The 21,920-nt window shown below is 64.9% G+C and carries 17 protein-coding genes; 9 read left to right on the forward strand and 8 right to left on the reverse strand.

The window, feature by feature from the left end; translation table 11 throughout:
• Nucleotides 1–54: 54 nt before the first annotated feature.
• Both ACSBQT_RS14945 and ACSBQT_RS14950 read right to left on the reverse strand, forming a co-directional pair.
• Complete coding sequence (locus ACSBQT_RS14945; protein WP_435001985.1) at nucleotides 55–2,286, reverse strand: HelD family protein; 2,232 nt, start codon at nucleotides 2,284–2,286, stop codon at nucleotides 55–57.
• Between the two features lie 242 nt (nucleotides 2,287–2,528).
• Nucleotides 2,529–3,281 carry a spermidine synthase gene (locus ACSBQT_RS14950; protein ID WP_410711531.1) on the reverse strand — a complete coding sequence of 251 codons (753 nt, stop codon included), beginning with the start codon at nucleotides 3,279–3,281 and terminating at the stop codon, nucleotides 2,529–2,531.
• 294 nt (nucleotides 3,282–3,575) lie between these two features.
• On the opposite strand from ACSBQT_RS14950, the gene ACSBQT_RS14955 reads away from it, so the two are divergent.
• Nucleotides 3,576–4,748, forward strand: a complete 1,173-nt coding sequence (locus ACSBQT_RS14955) for a DUF4192 family protein (RefSeq protein ID WP_410711530.1) — start codon at nucleotides 3,576–3,578, stop codon at nucleotides 4,746–4,748.
• Between the two features lie 352 nt (nucleotides 4,749–5,100).
• Nucleotides 5,101–6,570: an RNA polymerase sigma factor gene (locus ACSBQT_RS14960; protein ID WP_410711529.1), complete on the forward strand. Its 1,470-nt coding sequence runs from the start codon at nucleotides 5,101–5,103 to the stop codon at nucleotides 6,568–6,570.
• Nucleotides 6,571–6,654: 84 nt separating this feature from the next.
• Here the strand turns inward: ACSBQT_RS14960 and ACSBQT_RS14965 are convergent, their stop codons facing one another.
• On the reverse strand, nucleotides 6,655–7,503 hold the full coding sequence (locus ACSBQT_RS14965) for an N-acetylmuramoyl-L-alanine amidase (RefSeq protein WP_410711528.1): 849 nt from the start codon (nucleotides 7,501–7,503) through the stop codon (nucleotides 6,655–6,657).
• A gap of 126 nt (nucleotides 7,504–7,629) precedes the next feature.
• Between ACSBQT_RS14965 and ACSBQT_RS14970 the strand changes: the two genes are divergently transcribed.
• A complete protein-coding gene (locus ACSBQT_RS14970) occupies nucleotides 7,630–9,741 on the forward strand; it encodes a DNA gyrase/topoisomerase IV subunit B (protein ID WP_410711527.1) in 2,112 nt (703 codons plus the stop codon).
• Nucleotides 9,742–9,816: 75 nt separating this feature from the next.
• Here the strand turns inward: ACSBQT_RS14970 and ACSBQT_RS14975 are convergent, their stop codons facing one another.
• Both ACSBQT_RS14975 and ACSBQT_RS14980 read right to left on the reverse strand, forming a co-directional pair.
• Nucleotides 9,817–10,710, reverse strand: a complete 894-nt coding sequence (locus tag ACSBQT_RS14975; RefSeq protein WP_410711526.1) for a M56 family metallopeptidase — start codon at nucleotides 10,708–10,710, stop codon at nucleotides 9,817–9,819.
• An 18-nt stretch (nucleotides 10,711–10,728) separates the two neighbouring features.
• Nucleotides 10,729–11,091, reverse strand: coding sequence for a BlaI/MecI/CopY family transcriptional regulator (locus ACSBQT_RS14980; RefSeq protein ID WP_092013109.1), 363 nt, complete (start codon nucleotides 11,089–11,091; stop codon nucleotides 10,729–10,731).
• 243 nt (nucleotides 11,092–11,334) lie between these two features.
• On the opposite strand from ACSBQT_RS14980, the gene ACSBQT_RS14985 reads away from it, so the two are divergent.
• The 3 genes from ACSBQT_RS14985 to cydC are packed head-to-tail and all read left to right on the forward strand — an operon-like array spanning nucleotide 11,335 to nucleotide 17,444.
• A complete protein-coding gene (locus tag ACSBQT_RS14985) occupies nucleotides 11,335–12,906 on the forward strand; it encodes a cytochrome ubiquinol oxidase subunit I (RefSeq protein WP_410711525.1) in 1,572 nt (523 codons plus the stop codon).
• Nucleotides 12,907–12,918: 12 nt separating this feature from the next.
• Complete coding sequence (gene cydB / locus ACSBQT_RS14990; RefSeq protein WP_410711524.1) at nucleotides 12,919–13,941, forward strand: cytochrome d ubiquinol oxidase subunit II; 1,023 nt, start codon at nucleotides 12,919–12,921, stop codon at nucleotides 13,939–13,941.
• Nucleotides 13,938–17,444, forward strand: a complete 3,507-nt coding sequence (gene cydC, locus ACSBQT_RS14995; RefSeq protein WP_435001986.1) for a thiol reductant ABC exporter subunit CydC — start codon at nucleotides 13,938–13,940, stop codon at nucleotides 17,442–17,444. Before cydB ends, cydC begins: the two co-directional genes overlap by 4 nt.
• Before the next feature lie 2 nt (nucleotides 17,445–17,446).
• Here cydC and sepH read toward each other — a convergent pair whose 3' ends face one another.
• Nucleotides 17,447–18,568 carry a septation protein SepH gene (sepH, locus tag ACSBQT_RS15000; protein WP_410711522.1) on the reverse strand — a complete coding sequence of 374 codons (1,122 nt, stop codon included), beginning with the start codon at nucleotides 18,566–18,568 and terminating at the stop codon, nucleotides 17,447–17,449.
• A 297-nt stretch (nucleotides 18,569–18,865) separates the two neighbouring features.
• Here sepH and ACSBQT_RS15005 point away from each other — a divergent pair, with 297 nt between their 5' ends.
• Nucleotides 18,866–19,978 (forward strand): ferrochelatase, encoded by a 1,113-nt coding sequence (locus ACSBQT_RS15005; RefSeq protein WP_410711521.1) that lies wholly within the window; start codon nucleotides 18,866–18,868, stop codon nucleotides 19,976–19,978.
• A 66-nt stretch (nucleotides 19,979–20,044) separates the two neighbouring features.
• Here ACSBQT_RS15005 and ACSBQT_RS15010 read toward each other — a convergent pair whose 3' ends face one another.
• Complete coding sequence (locus ACSBQT_RS15010; RefSeq protein ID WP_173152927.1) at nucleotides 20,045–20,272, reverse strand: hypothetical protein; 228 nt, start codon at nucleotides 20,270–20,272, stop codon at nucleotides 20,045–20,047.
• 287 nt (nucleotides 20,273–20,559) lie between these two features.
• On the opposite strand from ACSBQT_RS15010, the gene ACSBQT_RS15015 reads away from it, so the two are divergent.
• Complete coding sequence (locus ACSBQT_RS15015; RefSeq protein ID WP_101546971.1) at nucleotides 20,560–20,859, forward strand: DUF4193 domain-containing protein; 300 nt, start codon at nucleotides 20,560–20,562, stop codon at nucleotides 20,857–20,859.
• A 73-nt stretch (nucleotides 20,860–20,932) separates the two neighbouring features.
• On the opposite strand, the gene ACSBQT_RS15020 is transcribed toward ACSBQT_RS15015, so the two are convergent.
• A complete protein-coding gene (locus tag ACSBQT_RS15020; RefSeq protein WP_435001987.1) occupies nucleotides 20,933–21,382 on the reverse strand; it encodes a DUF3093 domain-containing protein in 450 nt (149 codons plus the stop codon).
• 64 nt (nucleotides 21,383–21,446) lie between these two features.
• Here ACSBQT_RS15020 and dut point away from each other — a divergent pair, with 64 nt between their 5' ends.
• Nucleotides 21,447–21,920: a dUTP diphosphatase gene (gene dut / locus ACSBQT_RS15025; protein WP_264798861.1), complete on the forward strand. Its 474-nt coding sequence runs from the start codon at nucleotides 21,447–21,449 to the stop codon at nucleotides 21,918–21,920.

Consider the following 21,920-nt stretch of genomic DNA (forward strand, 5'->3'; position numbering starts at 1 on the left):
CAGCAACCTCGCGCGAGGTTGCTGGGCCGCCGTCAGGTAGTAATTGGGTTTTGGTCAGCCGGCTTGGCGGATCGTGTCGGCGGAGAAGAGCTCGGTGAGCTCCGTCGACACGGACGCCAGGACACGCAGACGTTCCGTCGTGCGTGTCAGCGCCACATAGAGACCGCCGACGCCCTGCTCGCCGCCGATCGGGGCGATGCGTCCGGGTTCGACGATGACCACCGCATCGAACTCGAGGCCTTTGGCCTGCTGCGGGGTGATGAGGGCGATCTGGTGGTCCAAGCCCGTGACCGATCGTCCGAAATCGAAGTCCGCGATCGCCTCGGCGACGGGTTCGATGAGCTCCTCATCAGCGATGACGGCGATCTTCCCACCTTCGGCGGCGGACACCTCGGCCGCCACCTTCTCGGGGAGGGCGGCCAGCAGCTCCGATTCGTCGGCGAAGGAATCCAGGCGCGGATCCGATCCTCCCTGGCGCACCGACTCGACGAGCTCGAGCTGCGGGAAATGCCGATGCAGGTAGCGGTTGGCCAGATCCATCACCGACTGCGGGGTGCGGTACGAGACCGTGAGCACCTGGAGAGCGAACCGATCGCCGACGAACTCGCTGAGGATCGAGGACCAGGTGCGGGCATTGTCGGCCTGCGAAGACTGGGCGAGGTCGCCGACGACGGTGGCCGACTTCGACGGCACGCGGCGGAAGAGCACCCGCCACTGCATGGGGGAGAGCTCCTGCGCCTCATCGACGACGAGGTGGCCGTACGTCCACTCCCGATCCTCGAGAGCACGTTCGGCCAGAGTCATCGCCGGTCCCTGCTCCTCCCAGCGGGCAGCGAGGGTCTCGGCTGAGACCATCCCGCCGGTCTCGGTCATATCGACGACGGCTTCGGCGTACTCGCGTGCCGAGTCATCTCGCGCCTGAGTCTGCTGCGGGGCCGAACCGAGAAGCTCGGCCAACTCGTCGAGCAGCGGCACATCATCGACCGTGAACTCGTCCCGACGCTGCTCGAGCAGAATCGACTGCTCGGCAGGAGTGAGGAGCTTGCGTGCGGCGGCCCGCAGCTTGTGCGGCCTGCCCAGCAGAGAACGCAGAGCTGCGGCAGGGCCGATGGGGAACCACGCAAGGTTGAGGGCGCGACGAACGTCGACAGAGGAACGCAGGTCTTCGAGCAGCTCGGGCAGGCGTTCGCCGGCCGCATCCATCCCCATCTCACGGGCGAGATCCTCGGCGAGGATCTTCAGCAGACCGGTGACGAAACCGGTGCGGGCGGCATTGTGCGGGTCCCCGCTGCGACGAGCCCGATCGCGCGCGGACTGAACATCCCTGCGACGCAGCACGATCGTGTGCGAACGCACCCGCATCTCGACATCGTGATCGGGAATGCGCTGATAGTTCGCAACATGGTTCTTCAGCACCCGAGCCATGATGGAGCGGCCCTTGATCTCGGCGACAGCCGGTGCATCTGCGGCATCCGTGTCGAGTCCCGGATACAGCTGACCGGGAGTGAGCAGGACGGCCCCGGTTTCGCCGAGGCTGGGAAGAACCTTCTCGATGTACTTGAGGAACACCGTCGACGGGCCGACGAGGAGGACACCGGACTTCGCGATGCGCTCCCGGTGACGGTAGAGCAGGAAAGCGGCACGGTGGAGCGCAACGGCGGTCTTGCCGGTTCCCGGCCCTCCCTGGACGACGAGCACGCCGGAGAGCGGGCGGCGGATGATCGCATCCTGTTCGGCCTGGATGGTCGCGACGATATCGCCCATCCGTCCGGTGCGATGTGTGGTGAGGGCGGCGAGGAGGGCGCCTTCGCCCTGGAGGTTCGATCGCTGAGCGTCATCGAGCGCGTCGATGTCGAGCACATCGTCTTCGATGCCGGTGACCTTCCGGTTCGCGGTGACGAGGTGACGGCGGCGAGCGATCCCGTCGGGGTTGGCAGCCGTCGACTGGTAGAAGCGCTCGGCGGCCGGCGCCCTCCAGTCGATGAGGATCTGCTGACGCTGTTCGTCGGTGAGTCCGATGCGGCCGATGTAGGTGGGGTCGTCTTCGTCGATGATGTCGAGGCGACCGAAGCACAGTCCCTCCTCGGCGCCGTCGAGACGGATGAGCTGATCTTCGTACATCGTCGCGAAGGCATCGCGTTCGGTGCGGTGCTGGTGGTTGCCTCCGACCTCGGAGACCCTCACCGTGCCCAGGCGGGCCGTCGTCTCCTCCCGGAGCTCATCGAGGCGGGCATAGAGCTCGTCGAGCTTGGTCTGCTCGACACGAATTTCTGAAGTTTCGGTCATCTCACCTTCTTGGGTCGGCATTCAATTATGCCGAACTTTCCCCGGCGTCTGTAGTCGCATCGTCATTTCGGACCGGGGCGTACCTCACATTCCGGCTGTCTCGGTGGTAGGCAGAGGCATCTGGGTCGGGACGTGCGAGGGCAGAGAGCCAGCTGAGTCGGGATGTGCGAGGGCAGAGAACCAGACGGGTCGGAAGGTGGAGGAGCTTGGGACTGCAGGGCCAGCCCGGGCCGGCGGGAGGGTCAGAGACCCAACCGGGAGCGCAGATCTGCTCCCGCCAGGAAGGTCGCTGAGGAGGCGGCGGTGCGCAGACTGCGGTCGAGCGCGCCCGTGTCGAGGGGAGTATTGGAGGCGAGGACGACGACGTTGCCGCGTCGACGTCCCTTGAGGATCGCCGGTTCCGTGGCGGCGGCACGATGGGCGAAGTGGTCGCCGAGGCTGCGGAGTTCGGCCCGGAGGAGGTGGTGGTCACCGGAGTCAGGCACATTGGCGACGTAGATGCCGGAGTCCTTGACCGCCTCGGCGCAGGCGGCGAAGAACTCCGAAGTCTGCAGAGACGCAGGAACCGAGTCGTGGTCGAAGGCGTCGCGGACGAGGACGTCGAGGGTATCGGGCCGGAATTTTCCTATCTCCACCGCTCCGTCGCCGGCGCGCAGAGCCAGGGCGGGGGAGCGGGGCAAGTCGAACCAGTCGCGGGCGAAGTCGAGCAGCTTGGCATCGATGTCGATCGCCGTCTGCTTCGATCCCGGTCGTGCCGAGTCCAGCGCCCGGGCCAGAGCACAGCCGGCGGCACCGATGTGTGCGGCCCGCAGCGTCCGGTCAGGGAGCTGAACGTCGATGATGCGTCGCATCCAGTCCAGGTACTCGAAGTCCAGTCGCTGCGGATCGCTGAGGGTGATCGACGAAGAAGGGACCCCATTGACGTGGAGCACATAGGAATCTGCCTCACCGTCGAGCTTCTCCAGCCGGGCTTCACCCGTCGAGACGTCGACCACTTGAGAACCAGGAGCTGTGTATATCCGTCTCTTCGCCACCCCTCACTTGTATGCCAGTAAGGCGATTGAGGCAATTCGCCCCGGATTCTCGTGGGGATGACGGGCCCGACTCGCCCATCAGAGCGCTGTGGACCCGTGCGGTCCGTCCACAGGTGCCGACCGGAACCTGGAGGAGCGGCTGCCTGATCGGTTGGAGTGGGTACCCAGACGGGCGGCTCATCCCAGGCATGGGCCTCGCCTGAGGCACGGGAACCGCTCCAGACGGCCGGTTCCGAACCGCTCAAGGAGGACGCAGTGAAGACACCGGCCCGCACACCCGAGGACATCATCGGGATCATCCCCCACACTCTCGGGTACACCCCGCGTCGCAGCCTCGTCGCTGTCATCGTCGGCACCGAGCACAACGGCTCACAGACCAGTTCGACCACGTTGCGCATCGACTTCGACCGTGAGAGCGCGGCGCAGACGCTGTCCGAAGGCGGCGGCTGGTACGCCGACCTCGTCATGCGCTCCGGTACGGTCTCCGGGGTCTTCCTCGTTCTCTACGATGACGACTATCAGCCGGTCAGCGCTTTCGGCGCCGGTGCAGACGCCGAATACGCAGAGGTCCACCGTGGTCTCATCCGAGCGGCGATCGACGAACTGGCCATCACCTTCGCCGCCAGAAGCGTCGACACCCTCAGCGCATGGTGGGTCAACCAAGAGCACTTCGGCCGCATCGACGAGGACGGCTATGACTGCACACCGCTGATCGAGGCAACCACCTCGGCGTGTGCCACGGAACTCGTCGCCGGCGGCTCCAACCCCGTCACCGATCCGGAGGACCTCGTCATCACCCCGATGCCCGCCGAAGCCTTCGCCGACAGCCGCCGCGGACACGCCGAGGAGTGGATGGGCACGGACGAAGCGTTCGCGATCCTCGCCGAGGTCTACCCGCGCCTGGACGCCATGCGGTGTGAGGAAGACGCGATCGACGAGGCGCGCATCCACGACCTCATGGACCTGCCGACCGTGATGGCGCTCGATACCCTGCTCGTCGAGAAATGGTCGCGCGACGCACTCGAGATGATCCTCAGCTTCGACCACCCGGACTTCCCACCCTCCGTGGTCAAGGGACTCGACGGTGACGAACTCATCGTGATGAGCCGCCGTGTGGTCTCCCAAGCACGGGCGGCTCAGCAGCTCGTCGGGCTCTCAGCGCGTGCGCCCAGGCCGCGGGACATCATGCTCACGATCGCCTTCCTCAAGGACTACCTGCAGGCAGGCCACCCACGGGCCAGAGCCAACACCTATGCCGTCATCGCCTGGTTCGAATGGTCTCTGGGCGGGTCGACGATGGCGCTGAACTATGCGCGCGCCGCCCTCGGGCTCGAAGTCGGACACGGGCTGGCCGAGCTCATCGTCAGCGCGGTCGATATGGGATGCCTGCCCCGCTGGCTGACGGAGACTCAGCGTTCGACCATCTGATCGGGCCGGGATGTGGGGCTGTCCGATTGTTCGGTGCCAATTATGAGGGATCGGGGCCGCCATTGATAGGGCTGGTCCGTCGCAGATGGGCCGGGGCCACGCGATCGGGGTGGGCGGTCGGCCGCCTCGGCGAGATCGACGTGAGAATGAGGCAGGAGGAACAGATCCGCAGGTCACGTTGTTGTCGGGGACAGGCCGGACGGATCGTCCCGGAGTCATCGACGGCCGATTCGCAAAGCGGGGAATAACGTGAGAAAATTAAGCGTTGACCCAGTCATTGCATGATGGGCGGACTCTGCGTTCGCCCGGGACCGCACGCGGACCACTTGACTTGGGTCTTAGTACTGTCCGAATGCATGGGGAAGTTTCAACGCTCGCGAAAGGTGAACACGTGCCCAGAGTCGACAAGGAATCCACAACGGTGACGGAGAAGTCGGAGGGAACGGCCGGCACGACCTCGACCGGTGGATCCAAGACCACTGCGGCGTCGAAGACCACTGCGAAGAAGACGACCGCTCCCGGCACCAAGAAGGCAGCGACCGCGAAGTCGGCGACTGCGAAGTCGACTGCCGCAAAGACCGAGACGGCTGCGTCGAAGAAGACGACTGCTGCGAAGAAGACAGCCGCCGCGAAGTCGACGGCTGCTCCGGCGAAGACCACGACGAAGGCCACCGCCGCCAAGGAAGCCAAGAAGGCGACCAAGGCGAAGAAGGCCGACGACGATATCGACACCACCGAGGAAGTCGAACCGGCCGCGGACGCTCTGGCCACAGAGGAGAGCCCCGCCGAGGCGACCGAGACGAAGAACTCGGAAGAGAAGGAGAAGAACGCCGCCGTGGCCGAGGCCGGTGGCTTCATCGTCTCCGATGCCGACGAGGAGGACGCGCCCGCTCAGCAGGTCGTCTCCGCCGGTGCGACCGCAGACCCGGTCAAGGACTACCTCAAGCAGATCGGCAAGGTGGCTCTGCTCAACGCCGCCGAAGAGGTCGATCTCGCCAAGCGCATCGAAGCCGGAATGTACGCCGAGCACCTGCTCGACGGCGGAGAGGTGACCGACCCGCGCGAGACGATGGACTACAAGTGGATCATCCACGACGGCCGCATCGCGAAGAACCACCTGCTGGAAGCCAACCTCCGACTCGTCGTGTCCCTGGCCAAGCGCTACACCGGCCGCGGAATGCTGTTCCTCGACCTCATCCAGGAAGGCAACCTCGGCCTCATCCGCGCCGTCGAGAAGTTCGACTACACGAAGGGCTTCAAGTTCTCGACCTACGCCACGTGGTGGATCCGCCAGGCCATCACCCGCGCGATGGCTGACCAGGCTCGGACGATCCGCATCCCGGTGCACATGGTCGAGGTTATCAACAAGCTCGCCCGCGTGCAGCGCCAGATGCTGCAGGATCTCGGTCGCGAACCGACCCCGGAGGAGCTCGCGAAGGAACTCGACATGACGCCCGAGCGTGTCGTCGAGGTCCAGAAGTACGGCCGCGAACCCATCTCGCTGCATACCCCGCTGGGTGAAGACGGTGACTCGGAGTTCGGCGACCTCATCGAGGACTCCGAGGCAGTTGTGCCCTCAGACTCGGTGAGCTTCACCCTCCTCCAGGAGCAGCTGCACTCCGTCCTCGACACGCTCTCGGAACGTGAAGCGGGAGTGGTGTCCATGCGCTTCGGACTCAACGACGGTCAGCCGAAGACCCTCGACGAGATCGGCAAGGTCTACGGCGTCACCCGTGAGCGCATCCGTCAGATCGAGTCGAAGACGATGGCCAAGCTGCGTCACCCGTCCCGCTCGCAGGTGCTGCGCGACTACCTCGACTGAGTCTCACTTCGGCCGGTCCATGATCGGTTCAGTCTGATGCGAACGCCCCTGGGGAACTTCCCAGGGGCGTTTCGCTTATCCGGGTCAGAACCAGTCGACGATGCCGTCGAACAGGGCGTCGGCGTATCTCCTCTGCCCGGACTCCGACTCCATGAGCTTAGCCTCCGACGGGTTGCGCATCTCTCCGCATTCGACGATGACGGCGGGAACCGATGCGTTGTTCAACCCGGCCAGATCCGGGCGACGGCTGATCGCATCTTTTCCATAGGCCTTGTTCGGGGTGAACTCCTCACCCATCGAACTCCCCACGGATTTCGCCAGGTCCCCGGAGGCCGTCTCGGTCTTCTCATCCTCACCGGGGTCGGCGACGATGATGTGGAAGCCCTTCACCGAACTCGACTCGCTGCCGTTGGCATGGATGCTCACCAGCACGTCCACGTCGTCGGCGAACTTTCCGCGCTCGTCCACGCACGGTCCGACTCCTGTGTTGTCCTTCCGGCTGAGCACGACCTCGGCTCCGGCGTCGGTCAGCGACTTCTCCAGCTTCTGCGCCACGGCCCAGGTGAAATCGGCTTCCGGATAGTCGGAGTTCGTCGAGGTGCCCGTGGTGTTGCAGGCCTTCGTTCCGCCGCGTCCGTCCGGAACCTGGCGGTTGATCTTCTCCGGATGGTCCGCATTTCCGCCGTTGTGTCCCGGATCGATCGCAATGACCTTCCCTTTGAGATCAGCCTCCTCCTCCTTCGCCGAGGCGGTCCCTGACTTCGCGTCGTCGCCTCCTCCTGCACCGTTGCCGGCAGTCGGAGACTCGCCGGTTGTCTCGGCCGCCTGAGTCGTTCGTCCGGGGGCACCTGCGTCCTGGGAGCAGGCCGCCAGGCCGGGCAGGCTGAGAGCGGCGGTGAGAAGGAGACTCGGGACGAGGAGGCGATGCGGCATGACTCCATTGTTTCAGCTCAGGAGTGCCCATGGTCGGGGTCGACCGGATGGATTCCCGACACGAGCCCGAGGGAATAGGGTCCTGAGCGTGCAGCGATTAGAATTTAATCGAACGAGAGGAATTGTGTGGAAGACGAAAGCTACGGCGCCAGGCACCTGTCCGTCCTGTCCGGTCTTGAGGCGGTTCGCAAGCGACCCGGCATGTACATCGGCACGACCGATTCCCGTGGTCTCATGCACTGTCTATGGGAGGTCATCGACAACTCCGTCGACGAGGCGCTCGGCGGACACGGTTCCGAGATCCTCATCGAACTCGCCGCTGACGGATCGGTGGCCGTCACCGACAAGGGCCGCGGCATCCCCGTCGACATCGAACCGAAGACCGGACTGACCGGAGTCGAAGTCGTCATGACCAAGCTCCATGCCGGCGGAAAGTTCGGCGGCTCCTCCTACGCCGCTTCGGGCGGACTGCACGGAGTCGGCGCCTCGGTCGTCAACGCCCTGTCCGCTCGCCTCGACGTCGAGGTCACCCGCGGATCGAAGGTGCACAAGATGTCCTTCCGCCGAGGCGTGCCGGGCCGCTTCGACGACTCCTCCGGCACCCCGAGCCCCGACAACCCCTTCGAGGCCTTCCAGGAGCCGACCGGTCTCGACATCGTCGGCAAGGCCAAGCGCGGCGCCACCGGCACTCGGGTCCAGTACTGGGCCGATCCGCAGATCTTCCTGTCCAAGGCCCAGTTCGACTACTCGCATCTGGTCGAACGCGCCCGTCAGACCGCCTTTCTCGTGCCCGGCCTCGAACTGCGCATCGTCGACCGTCGCGGCGTCGCCCGGGACGAGACCGGAGCCGTCATCGAGGAGCGCGAAGAGGTCTTCAAATTCGACGGCGGAATCACCGAATTCGTCGACCACCTCTCCATCGACCCGCCGATCACCGACACCTGGCGACTGCAGAACACCGGAACCTTCAAGGAGACCGTCCCGGTCCTCAACTCCTCGGGTCACCTCGAGTCCAAGGAAGTCGAACGCGAGGTCGGCGTCGATATCGCTCTGCGCTGGGGGACCGGCTACGACACGAAGCTGAAGTCCTTCGTCAACGTCGTCGCCACCCCCCAGGGCGGCACACACCTCGCCGGGTTCGAACAGGCCTGCCTGAAGGCGATGCGCAAGGCAGTCGACGCCAACGCGCGCAAACTCAAGGTCGGCAAGGACAAGCTCGAGAAGGACGATGTGCTCGCCGGCATCACCGCCGTCGTCACCGTGCAGCTGGCCGAACCCCAGTTCGAAGGGCAGACTAAGGAGGTCCTCGGCACCGCCGCAGTGCGACAGATCGTGGCGAAGACCGTCGAGTCTCAGCTCGGTGAGGTGCTTGCCTCGACCAAGCGTGCAGAGAAGCAGCAGGCCGCTGTGCTCATGGAGAAGGTCGTGGCCGAGATGAAGTCGCGCATCTCCGCCCGCACCCACAAGGAGAACCAGCGACGCAAGACCGCGCTGGAAGCCTCGTCGCTGCCGGCGAAGCTCTACGACTGCCGTGACAACGGGGTGGAGAACACGGAGCTGTTCATCGTCGAGGGGGACTCGGCGATGGGGACGGCGAAGGCCGCCCGCAACTCCGATCACCAGGCGCTGTTTCCCATCCGGGGGAAGATCCTCAATGTGCAGAAGGCGACCTTGGCCGACATGCTCGCCAATGTCGAATGCTCAGCGCTCATCCAGGTCATCGGCGCCGGCTCCGGACGAAGCTTCGATATCGACGCCGCCCGATACGGCCGAGTCATCATCATGACCGACGCCGATGTCGACGGAGCGCATATCCGCACTCTTCTGCTGACTCTGTTCTTCCGGTACATGAAGCCGCTGGTCGAGGCCGGTCGCGTATTCGCAGCCGTGCCGCCTCTGCACCGAGTCGAGGTCGTGACGAAGCGTGGAACGCCCAACGACATCGTCTACACCTACACCGAAGCCGAGCTCCATGCTCTGCTGAAGAAGCTCGAGAAGCAGAAGAAGACCTACAAGGAGCCCATCCAGCGGTACAAGGGCCTCGGTGAGATGGATGCCGACCAGCTGGCCGAGACGACCATGGACCCGGGCATGCGCACCCTGCGTCGGGTGACGATGGCCGATGCCGAGATGGCGGAGAACACCTTCGAACTTCTCATGGGATCCTCGGTCGGGCCGCGCAAGGAATTCATCGTCTCCGGCGCTGCCGTCCTCGACGCCGAACGCATCGACAGCTGACCTCGATTGCTGAGTCGGCACCTATGCTGAGTCAGCACCGCCTCATCTGAGCCCGGACCGATTCTCGGTCCGGGCTCAGATGCCGAATGCGGACGGTGTGACGATGAGCAAGGTCGGCAGGAGCAGCAGCAGAACGGCCAGTCCGATCGACATCAGCCGCACGGGGATCCGCGCCGGATCCAAGGGGTGCAACAGTCGGTGGATGCGCTGAGCGGAGAGATCACTGCGGTGGTCGGGGCTGATCGCTGCTGCCGAGCTGACTGCCTGAGCCAGGATCTGCGGATCCACACGGTCGCGGGCCTGATCATCGGCCATGAGTTCGATGAGCCGATTCACCGAGTTCAGTCCGATCGCCGTGGCCGAGAAGTACGGCAGGGCCCGATGCCAGGCGGCGAAGGGAATGACGAGCACATCGTGACGGAAATCCAGATGCGCCCGCTCATGGGCGATGACGGCGGTGCGCTCATCCTCGTCGAGGGCCTTGAGCAGACCGGTCGACAGGACGGCAGTGCCCTTCCGCGGCCCCTTGGGCAGGCAGTAGGCGACGGCCTCATCGGTGGTGATGATGCGCGTATCGGGGTAGGCGACCGACGGTTCGCTGAGCAGATGCAGGATCTCGTCGTGGCGCAGGCGGGTCTGCCGTGCCGAATAGAGGGTCAGTACCAGGCAGCCGAGCAGACGAGCGATGAGGAGCACGGCGATGATGAGGAAGATCCAGGCCACGAGTGAGAGCTGAGTGTGGTCCTTGCCCCGGATGAGGTCGAAGAGTCCCTGCGGGAGACTCGTCGTTCCCGGGGCGACAGCAAAAGCGAGGGCGGCGCCGATGAGGGAGAGGCCGCCGGACAGTCCGACTGCCTGCCAGAGGACGACCTCGGAGATCGGGTCACCGCGGAAACGCGCAAGGGCCGCAGGAATAGGCCATGCCAGCAGAAAAGCCAGCACGGCCAGAACGATTCCCACGATGGTCATTGAGGTGACCGGCCTGGGTCAGGACTGCGTCGAGTGATTGCGCCCGAGCAGATTGCGCAGCGCCTTGGTATCGGCCTCCGAGACGGTGCCGAGGAAGCGAGCGAGGACAGCCTGACGGTCCGGTGCCTGAGACAGCATCTCGGTCATCAGCTCCGCCACGTGGTCTTCACGGGTCGAAACCGCGACGTAGCGATGCGGACGGATGCTGCGATCGCGAGTGACGAAGCCCTTCTTCTCGAGTCGAGACAGGACGGTATGGACCGTTGTCAGCGCGAGCTCGCGATCCGAGAGGACTTCGCGGAGTTCGGCGGCGCTCAACCCGTCGTCGTGGACCCAGATGGCGTCCATGACGCTGCGTTCGAGTTCACCCAGTGTTCCCACAGTTCTTTCGCCCTCAATTTCTTTGTCGGTCTGATCGCTCCAGTATATCTCTACAGGCTGTCGAATTCCACATAGACACGTGAGCACCGGCAGAGGGACGACCCTGGTCAGGGGAGCTTGCCCGAGAGCATACTTGGAACCGGGAGTCTTGAATGATGAAACCGCTCGGGCGGCGTTTCTACGAACTGTAGAATTCTACGTGACGTAGAAACACTGCTCGCGTGAAACCTGAATGGAGCACCCATGGAGCTGGACCCGGTCCTCATCGGACGGTGGCAATTCGGAATCACAACGGTCTACCACTTCTGGATGGTGCCGTTGACCCTGGGACTCGGCATGCTCGTGGCGGTCCTGCAGACGATCTACCACCGCACCGGCAACGAGGTGTACCTGCGGAGCACGAAGTTCTTCGGCAAGCTCTTCCTCATCAACTTCATCATGGGCGTGGCCACCGGCCTGGTCCAGGAGTTCCAGTTCGGCATGGCTTGGAGCGAATACTCCCGATTCGTCGGCGACGTCTTCGGCGCACCCCTGGCGTTGGAGGCTCTGCTGGCCTTCTTCCTCGAATCGACCTTCCTCGGCCTGTGGATCTTCGGCTGGGGCCGACTGCCTCGTGCGGTCCACCTCGGCTCGCTGTGGCTGGCCGTCATCGGCACATGGATCTCGGCTTACTTCATCATCGTCGCGAACTCCTGGATGCAGCATCCCGTCGGCGTCGAGATGGTCGACGGCCGGCCCGTGATGACCGACGTCTGGGCGGTGCTCGGCAACAACACCGCCATCGCCGCCTTCACGCACACGATTTTCGGTGCCCTGGCAGTGGGCGGATCCTTCCTCCTCGGCATCTCCTGGTACCACCTCTACCACCGGCGCAAGGCCGGAATCGACACCGTCGGTGCCGACGGCAAGGTCATCGTCGGCTCCTCGAAGGAGCTTCCCGGACGGGACAAGACGGACCATGCGGTGTGGATCAAATCCCTGCGCATCGGCGCGATCGTCGGCGTCCTCGCCTTCGCCGGAGTCTCGATCACCGGTGACGTCCAAGCCAAGCTGATGTTCGATCAGCAGCCCATGAAGATGGCCTCCGCCGAGGCGGCCTGCCACGACGGCACCCAATTCTCCGTCCTCACGATCGCCGACCCGTCGTCGAACGACTGCGACGGAGTGCAGAACATCTTCGAGATCCCCGGACTGCTGTCCTTCCTGGCCAACGGCGACTTCGACACCCCGGTCCACGGAGTGACGACGCTGCTGCCCGAATATCAGGAGCGCTACGGCACGCATATCCCCGACGACCCGCGGTACGGCGAGCATGCCGGCGAACCCATCGACTACCAGCCGATCATGATCGTCACCTACTGGGGCTTCCGCATGATGATCGGATTCGGCGCCCTGGCCGCCGGAGTCTGCGTCATCGGACTGTGGCTGGCCCGCAAGGGCACGGTGCCCGAGTCGAAATGGCTCAGCCGCGGATTCGTCCTGGCCATCACGGCGCCGTTCCTCGCGAACTCGGCCGGATGGATCTTCACCGAGATGGGGCGCCAGCCCTTCGTCGTCGCACCGAATCCGGCTCAGCTCGATGGAGTGTACATGTACACCCAGGCGGCGCTGTCGCCCGAGGTGACACCGGCGATGCTGCTGTTCTCACTGATCAGCCTCGCTGCCGTCTACGGAATTCTGATGGTCGTCGAACTGCGGCTGATCACGAAGTACGTGAAGGGGGGAGTCGCCTCGGCGATGCCCGAACTCGACCAGACGAATACGAAACCCACGATCACCGACAACGGCGACGACGTCCTGTCGTTCGCGTACTGAGGGAAGGTCACGATGGAAATCCTCGCCACAATCTGGTTCGTCCTCATCGTCGTGCTCTGGATGGGATACCTGTTCCTCGACGGCTTCGACCTCGGCGTGGGCATGATGATGCCCTTCCTCAGCCGCAGCGAACGCAGCAAGCGCGTTCTGCTCAACTCGATCGGTCCGGTCTGGGAAGGCAACGAGGTCTGGCTGATCACCGCGGCCGGAGCGATGTTCGCCGCCTTCCCGCACTGGTACGCCTCACTGTTCTCCGCGCTCTACATTCCACTGACCATCTGCCTGCTCGCGCTGATCTTCCGCGCCGTGGCCATCGAATACCGCGGAAAAGGGCACTCGGAGAGGTGGAAGTCCTTCTGGACCTGGGCCCTGGCCGTGGGATCGGCGGGAACAGCCTTCTGCATCGGTGCGATGCTCGCACTGACGACCGTCGGGCTGCCGCTCAATGATCATGGCGACATGATCGGCGGTGCCTTCGCCTGGATGTCGTGGCCGGCGCTCGTCGGCGGACTCGGCGGCCTCGGGTTCTCCCTGGCCCACGGGCTCATCTTCCTCGGTCTGAAGACCCAGGGCGAGGTCCGGGCACGGTCGCGGCGCTGGGCCGGTCGGATCATGCTGCCGGCCGCGATTCCGTTCCTCATCTGGTTCGCCTCCTCGATCACCCAGCGGACCTGGCTCATCGTCCCGGTGCTCATCGCGATCGCCGCCCTCATCTTCGCGTTCGTTGCGGTCCGCGCCGGTGCCGAGAAGCGCGCCTTCCTCCTGCATGGGATCTACCTCATCGCCGGTCTGGCCGCGGTCTTCGCCGGTGTCTTCCCGAACGTCCTGCCCTCGACGATCGACCCGGCGAACTCGCTGACGATCGCTGCGGCATCCTCGTCGGACTACACCTTGAACGTCATGCTCATCGTGACGATCGTGATCCTGCCGATCATCATCGCCTACCAGATCTTCAGCTACCGGATGTTCCTCGGCCGCATCGCCGAGACCCACATCCCCGAAGCTCACAAGCTGCCGGTGGCGATCCGATCGTGAGCTCGCCCCTGTCGATCCTGCTCGAGCTGCCGACCGGTCGGCGGGGGTTGGCACTGTCCGTGCTCTCCGCCCTGTGCCGGTCGGTGGGAATCGTCCTCATCGCCGAAGCCCTGGTGAGAGCCATCATCGGCCACAGCGCGCCCGGACTGTGGGTGATCCTCGGAGCCCTCGGCGCGCTGCTGCGCGGCGGCGGCCTCTGGCTCGACCGCAGTCTGGGCACCAGCCTGGCAGTCGTTTCGAAACAGGGTCTGCGGCGCTCGATCCTCTCCGGTCTGCTGCGCGGCCGGGGACGCCCGCGGACGAATGCGGCGGTCACAGTCACCCGCGGAATCGACGATCTCGACGACTATTTCACCACGGTGGTGCCGGCCCTGACCGCGGCCGCGGTGGTGCCCATCGTGCTGCTGGTGCGCATCGTCTTCAGCGATGTCCTCTCGGCGGTCATCATCGCGGTGTGCCTGCCGTTGGTGCCGATGTTCATGGTGCTCATCGGCCGCTATACGGCAGAGTCGACCTCGGAGACCATGGCCGCTCTGGAGCGGCTGTCGGATCACCTGGCCGAACTCGCCGAGGGGCTGCCCGTCCTCATCGGTCTCGGCCGTTCACGCGATCACGCGCGCCGGCTGCGGGAACTGGGGGAGCGCTACCAACAGGCGAACCTCTCGACGCTGCGCATCGCCTTCCTCTCCAGCTTGGCCCTCGAACTCATCGCCACGATCTCCGTGGCACTCGTGGCCGTGGTCATCGGCCTGCGCCTGGTCAACGGGTCGATGGACCTCGGCGATGGCCTGCTGGTCCTGCTCATCGCACCCGAATGCTTCATCCCGCTGCGGGAACTCGGGGCCGGCTACCATGCGAGCGAGAACGGACGCGAAGCCCGGGAGAGAGCTCGGGCGCTGCTGTCGGAGACACAGGCGGCCGGTGCGGAGGCACACGCACTCGACACCCCCGTCCGGCCGGGGGAGCAGAGGGTCCTCTACGCCGACGGCACACTCATCACGTGGTCGGGGGTCATCGACACCCGGCCGGGAGTGACGACGATCAGCGGCAGGTCCGGAACCGGCAAGACGACCGTGCTCGGTGCGTTGGTCGGCAGCCTGCCGGCCGATGCACACACCGCCGTCGATCCGATGAGCGCGGCCTATGTGCCGCAGGCTCCACGGATGTTCGCCGAGACCATCGGTGCCGAACTGGCACTCTTCGGTCTCGACGACGACCAAGCTCGGACGGCCCTGTCCGCCGCTGGACTGCCCACTGATCTGCGGGTGCAGACGACGGCGCTGAGCCCCGGCCAACAGCGTCGGCTGGCCCTCGTGCGAGTGCGGCCCCGCCTCGGTGACGGAGCGCAGCTGCTCGTCCTCGACGAACCGACCGCCCACCTCGATGCCGATAATGCGGCTATCGTCATCGACATGATCGCCGAGGCGGCCGCCACCCACCGCGTGATCCTCGCCAGTCATGACGAACAGGTTCGCGCACTGGCCGACACAGAGATCCGCCCGGAGAAGACGCACGTCGAAGCGGCAGAGAACGTTGTACCAGCGGACTCAAAGGCGACCGTGACCGCGGATCAGGCCCGAACCGACGCCGCCGACGCGCCTGCAACACAGGCGCGCGCTGAAGCTCCGGCTTGGGCGGAATGGACGGGTTCGGGTCTCGAGCCCGGGCCTCGGTCCGGCGCCGAGCCGAGCCCGAATACCTCGGCGCAGCACTCCGGAGGCGAATCCTGGGCAGCTGCACTGCGACGTCGCTGGTCGATTCTGGGCTCGAGCCTGCCGCTGTTCACCCCGACCATGCTGGTAGCCGCGCTCACCGCCTGCGCGTCCAGCCTCGCGGCCATCGCCCTGACCGCCGTCTCCGCATGGCTCATCGTCGAAGCCTCGTACCAGCCGCCGATCATGCTGCTCATGGTCGCCATCGTCGGAGTGCGCTTCTTCGGGCTCAGTCGCTCCGTGCTGCTCTACGTCAGCCGGCTGAGACTCCACTCGGCGATCTTCGCCGCGCTCACGAAACTGCGCACCCGGCTGTGGAAGCGCTTCGAACGCGTCGGCATGAGCGATCGGCGTCTGCTGACCTCGGATTCGGCGCTGCGCGCCATGGTCGCCGACGCCGACGACGTCCGCGACCTGGTGCCCCGGACCCTGTTCCCGCCTCTTGTCTCCACCATGGTCGTCATCGGCGTGAGCATCACCGCGGCACTTCTCGACGTGAGGTCGCTGGGTTGGTTCGTCCTGGTGGGCGCCATCAACCTCGTCATCGTCCCGATGCTCGTCATCCGGGCAGAGAGCCGGTTGGCGCACGGAATCAGGGAGGACCGCAACCGGATCCTGTCCGTGCTCACTCGCGCCCTGCATGCCAAGGACGATCTGCGCACGAACCGGGTCGACTCTGCAGTTCTCGGCCTGCTGGCCGGCTTTGAGGCCGACCTCGAGAAGAAGCAGAAGGCCTCTGCCCGCAACTTCGGGCTCGCCCAACTGTGGCTGCAGCTGAGCACGTTCACCACCGCAGTCATCCTGGCCGTGTCCACGGATGCTCCGACAGAGATCGTCGCGGTGCTGTCCCTCATGGCACTGGGACTAAGTGAAGTGTTCGCTTCGGCGCTCGACGCATTTCGCCAGCTGCCCGCCCTGGGATCGGCACTGGACTGTCTGCCAGATGCAGACAGTGCGGAGGACCGCGAAGCCGAGGCCTCGGGGCACGACGTCGTCGTGCAGGCACCCGCCGCCGGAACGACGGTCGGAGAGATCGACGACTCGTCGCTCCGGTCCGGCCCCGAGAACGAGCTCGCCGACGTCGACGCCCTCGCATTCGACGACATCACCGTCGGATGGGACGACCAGGCTGTCGTCGCAGGACTGGACCTGAGAGCCGAACGCGGCGGATGGACCGTGCTGTGCGGTGACAGCGGAACCGGTAAGACGACGAGCCTGAGTGTGCTCCTGCGGTTCCTCGACCCCTGGTCCGGCCGCTACCGTGCCTGTGACCGGAGCGGGACCGACCACGATATGCTCACCTACTCACCTGAGGATCTCGTCGGCCGCATCGCCTGGTGTCCTCAGGAGGCACACGTCTTCCGCTCCACCGTGCGCGGCAATCTCGCACTCGCCGGGCGGTCGGTTCCCGGGGACGACGAGATGATCTCCGTGCTGAGAGCGGCAGGGCTGAGCGACTGGGCCGACGCCGAGGGGCTCGACCGGTGGGTCGGCGACCACGGAGCGGAGATCTCCGGCGGTCAGCGACAGCGATTGGCGGTGGCCAGAACCCTGCTGACCGGAGCCGACGTGATCGTCCTCGATGAACCGACAGCACACTTGGACGATGAGACGGCTCGGCTGCTCATCGACGATCTCCGTGGGAGCCTGGGCGACCGCACGGCCGTCATGGTCACCCATGACAGGAGACTGATCGCGGACGGTGATGAGGTCGTCGACCTCGGCACAGTCGAACCGGGAGCAGCGGACCTCGGCTCACGCGGTTCCGAGGCCGAACGCTCGAGAGTCTGAGGTCAGTCCCGCTTCGACCCGAACATGATCTCGTCCCAGCTCGGGATCGAGGCACGTGAGTTCTTCTTCGACTTCGGCTTCGGATCCTTCGCCGAGGCGGAGTCCTTGAACTGGTCGTCGTGATCGCTCACTCCGGGCTCATTGAGCAGGGAGAGCTGATTCTCGTCGTCGAAGACACCGACCTTCTCGGTCGGCTCCTGCGGCTCCTCGGGAGATTGAGCCGCATCTTCGAAGGCGAAGACTTCGTCATCGGTGGCGGCTTCGGGCTGGCCCGGAGCGGTGTGCGCTCCCTGCGGGTGAGTCTCGGGATCCTCAGTGACTGCACGCAGACGGGTCCGCGGCTCCTCCTCGGCGTGGCGGCGCTTGCGCAGGTTCTCCAGAATCCGGCCGGTCTCGGCCTGATGATCGCGGGCCTGCTGCGACGGAGCCGAACCGGCGGTGGGACGGACCGGTCCGTCTGCGGCGATCGCCGCAGACGACTGATCGGTCGCCGGGAGGACATCGACCTCCTCGGTGTTCCTCTGTCGTTCGGCACCGCTGCCGTAGTTCGGGATCGGGCCCGTGTCGGTGGGACCGGAATCGGCGAGCCACTTCGCCTCATCGTCGATCGGGGTCAGCGAACGGCGGTAGTAATGCCAGCTGGCGGTACGGACGCGATCGGCGGCAGTGAAGCTGAGTTGGATGTACCAGTTGCCGTCCTGCTGCTTCCAGGAATCCCACTCCATCGTCTCGATATCGACGTCGCGCATCGCCAGACGTTCCTGACACAGCTCGATGAGCGGAGTCGGTTCACCGTTGGGATCATGATCGGAATAGATGGGATGACGGCTGGCGAGGTAGGCGGTGCGTTCGCGTTCGGCCATCGCGGGACCTTCATAGGTGCGCACATATTCGATGTCGGCACCGGTGGCGGCCACGACCTCCTCGGCGTCCATGCCGCCGCGGATCATGGCCTGGATCTCTTTCGGGCGCACGGGAGTCTCGGACTTGGGCTGGGAGCGGTCCCTGCGGACCGCGGCGAAGAGAGCCTCATCGAGGACGACTCGGTACTGAAGCCCGTTCTCGTCGTTCAACAGCAGATGGGTGCCGTCTGCGTTGACTCCGTTCAAGATCAGTTCACGCATTGCCTTAAGCTCCTTTGTCGCGTCTCTTAAAGATCGTGTCACGTTCGGCGCGTCGTGCCGGGCAGATTTCCGCGCGAGTCGCGAAATCACGGGGCGGATCGACCGTCAGGGGTGCGAATCTGTGAGACCGGCCACGAATGTGCGGGAAGGGAACCCGTGCGTCGGCTCGGACGGCGTCGCCACGACACCGGCGAGGGAGGGCGACAGACCCTCCGCCAGGCGTCTGCACCGTGAGTGGTCGCGGCTCACTGTGCGGACAGCGGGCCGGGTGGTTCTGCAGTCTGTAAAATCGGGTACGTGAATACGACTGCACCCATCGACGCCCTGATCCTCATGTCATTCGGAGGACCGGAGGCCCCAGAAGAAGTGGTTCCATTCCTGCGCAACGTCACCGCCGGCCGCGGGATTCCCGAGGAACGGCTCGAGGAGGTGGGGGAGCACTATTTCGGTTTCGGAGGCAAGTCGCCGATCAACGATCAGAACAAGGCGCTGTTGGCCGCGCTGCGCGGCGAACTTGATCGCCGCGGAATCGAGACCCCGCTGATCTGGGGCAACCGCAACTGGGATCCCTATCTCACCGATGAGGTGCGCAAGCTGGCACAGGAGGGCGCCACGCAGTTCCTCTCGATCGACACCTCCGCGTACTCCTCCTACTCGTCGTGCCGGCAGTACCGTGAGGACTTCGCGAAGACGATCGACACTCTCAAGGACGAGGGTCTCACCGTCTCGATCGACAAGATCCGTCAGTTCTACAACCACCCCGGCTACGCCGACGCCTGCGCCGACTGCCTGGGCGACGGCCTCGCCGATTTCCGGTCGAAGGTCGGGCAGATCGATTCGGCCAAGCATCGGATCCTCTTCGTCACCCACTCGATCCCGAACGTCATGCAGGACGCCTCAGAGGCGACCACCAACGGATACCGGGCCCAGCACGAAGAGCTCATCGACCACCTCATGGGGCGCATCGATGAGGCCGATCGAGTTCCGTCCGAACTCGTCTACTGCTCACGTTCCGGCTCACCTGAGGTGCCCTGGCTCGAACCCGATGTCAACGACCGGATGACCGAACTCGCCGAGGAGGGGGTGACCGGTGTCGTGCTCGTGCCCATCGGCTTCATCTCCGACCATATGGAGGTTGCTTTCGACCTCGACACCGAAGCGAAGGAGACCGCTGCAGAACTCGGTCTCGACTTCACCCGGGTCGACACCGTCGGCACCCATGACGCCTTCGTCAGGGGACTCGTCGACCTCGTCGAGGAGCGCGTGTCTCAGCTGCGCGGAGAAGACGTCGACGCACCGGCTCTGCCCGGGACGAAGGCTCTGGTGCCCGGCAGCGGAGCCTGCAGCATCGACTGCTGCCGCGGCCGCATCGAACGCGCAACCCACCCGAACTGGGCGATGGCGAACTGATCCCCGGAAACGAACGAACCCTCCCTCACCGAAGCGGTGGGGGAGGGTTCTTCTCTGTGTTCTCTCTCAGTGATCCTCGGGGCTTGGGATGACCGGCAGGGCCCCCGTCTCGGCCTGGATCACCTCGGCGATGGGACCGGTGTCGACATCGTTGCGTCCGGCCAATTCCATCAGGTTCTGCAAGTCGTCGATGAGATTCTCGACGAGGAAGTCGTCACCGGCGGAACGGGCCTCGTGAATGCGATGACGGACATCATCGATTCGGGTGTCGAGCTGATCAGCGAATTCACTCATTGTGGATCCGTCCTTCCTCGGGCCGCCTCCACAGGGGACGAGCCCGGTATTCGACCGACAGAGCGTGCTGTCGGTGCTGTCCATCACAAGCATTCTTGCAGAGCATTTCGTGAACTCTATGTGTGCTCTGTCCATGCGGACAAGCTGGTGACGAGAATCACCGCATCAGGTGCTCATTCCATCTTGCCAACGGCAAGCATACAGTGCACAATGCTGGGGACACATCTCGGAAGAGGAGAAGATGCTCCTCTTCGGCACCCCCTCCGGACAGAGAGCGATGAGGCCATATGGCAACAGACTACGACGCACCTCGCAAGCAAGACGATGAGATCAAAAGCGATTCGATCGAGCAGCTCAAGGCCCAGCGTTCCCAGGATCAGGCGAGCAAGATCGACGAAGACGAGACTGCAGTAGCCGAAGGCTTCGAACTTCCCGGTGCGGACCTGTCGAACGAAGAGCTCTCCGTTCGGGTTCTGCCGAAGCAGAACGATGAGTTCACCTGCATGGAGTGCTTCTTGGTCCGCCATCGTTCGCAGCTTGCGACCGAAGAAGGCGGTGTCCCCATCTGCACGGACTGTGCAGGCTGAATCGCCTCTCTTCGCGAAATCCCGAAGACGGACCGCGCCCTCGAAAGGGTCGCGGTCCGTTTTTCTCCCCTTACTACCTGACGGCGGCTAGTTTGTGGGGGTGACGGCTCGAGACGAGCCAGTAGGGGGTGGGGTCCGAGGCATCGTCGAGATCGATGCGGACGACGGATTTCGCCCACGGGCGGATCTTGAGGAATGCGCGGGCGTCGAGATCGACTCCGCGGGCCTGCCGGGCTTCCTCGCCGTCGAAGGCGACCGCACCCGGAACGAACGTGCGATCGATATGAGCTTCGCCGACGAACAGCTGCCGTTCGGTGACGATGATCGTCAGCGTCAGCGAATTCAGCCACCAGGCGAAGAGGACGAAGCTGACGACGGGAAGGATGATGGTGCCGAGCTGCCAGACGGGCATGACCATGAGCGCCGTGGACAGAGCGGCCACCACGACGAGGATCCACATGCCGACCGAGGGGCGGACCTTCTCCTGATAGACCACATGGGTTCCGGATTGAGTTGTTGCCATGCGGCCATTGTCCCATAGCGAGAAGTTTGGCCACGCTCAGGCTGGAGCGTTAGAGTGCATCTTTGTGACGGAAACCGTGAAGATCAACCTCCAGCTCCTCGACGCGGGCATGAGCGCGCCCGGCTACGCGCACGCGAGCGACGCCGGTGCAGACCTGCATTCGGCGATCGACTTCGTGCTCGAACCGTTCGAGCGCCGTGTCGTTCCGACCGGAATCGCGATCGCCCTGCCAGAGGGCTATGCGGCCTTCGTGCATCCGCGTTCGGGTCTGTCGAGCAAGCACGGAGTCACGGTCGTCAATGCGCCGGGCACCATCGACGCCGGCTACCGCGGCGAGATCAAGGTGCCGCTGATCAACCTCGACGCGAAGACCCCTCTGCGCGTCGTGCGCGGCGACCGCATCGCCCAACTCGTGATCCAGAAGATCGCCCACGCCGACTTCGACATCGTCGAATCCCTCGAAGACAGCGCCCGCGGCGCCGGGGGATTCGGATCCACCGGCGGAATCGACGCCGGCCTCAGCGAAAAGGAGAAGTGA

It is taken from the genome of Brevibacterium sp. H602 (genome assembly GCF_051172395.1).
In the GTDB taxonomy this organism is placed as follows: domain Bacteria; phylum Actinomycetota; class Actinomycetes; order Actinomycetales; family Brevibacteriaceae; genus Brevibacterium.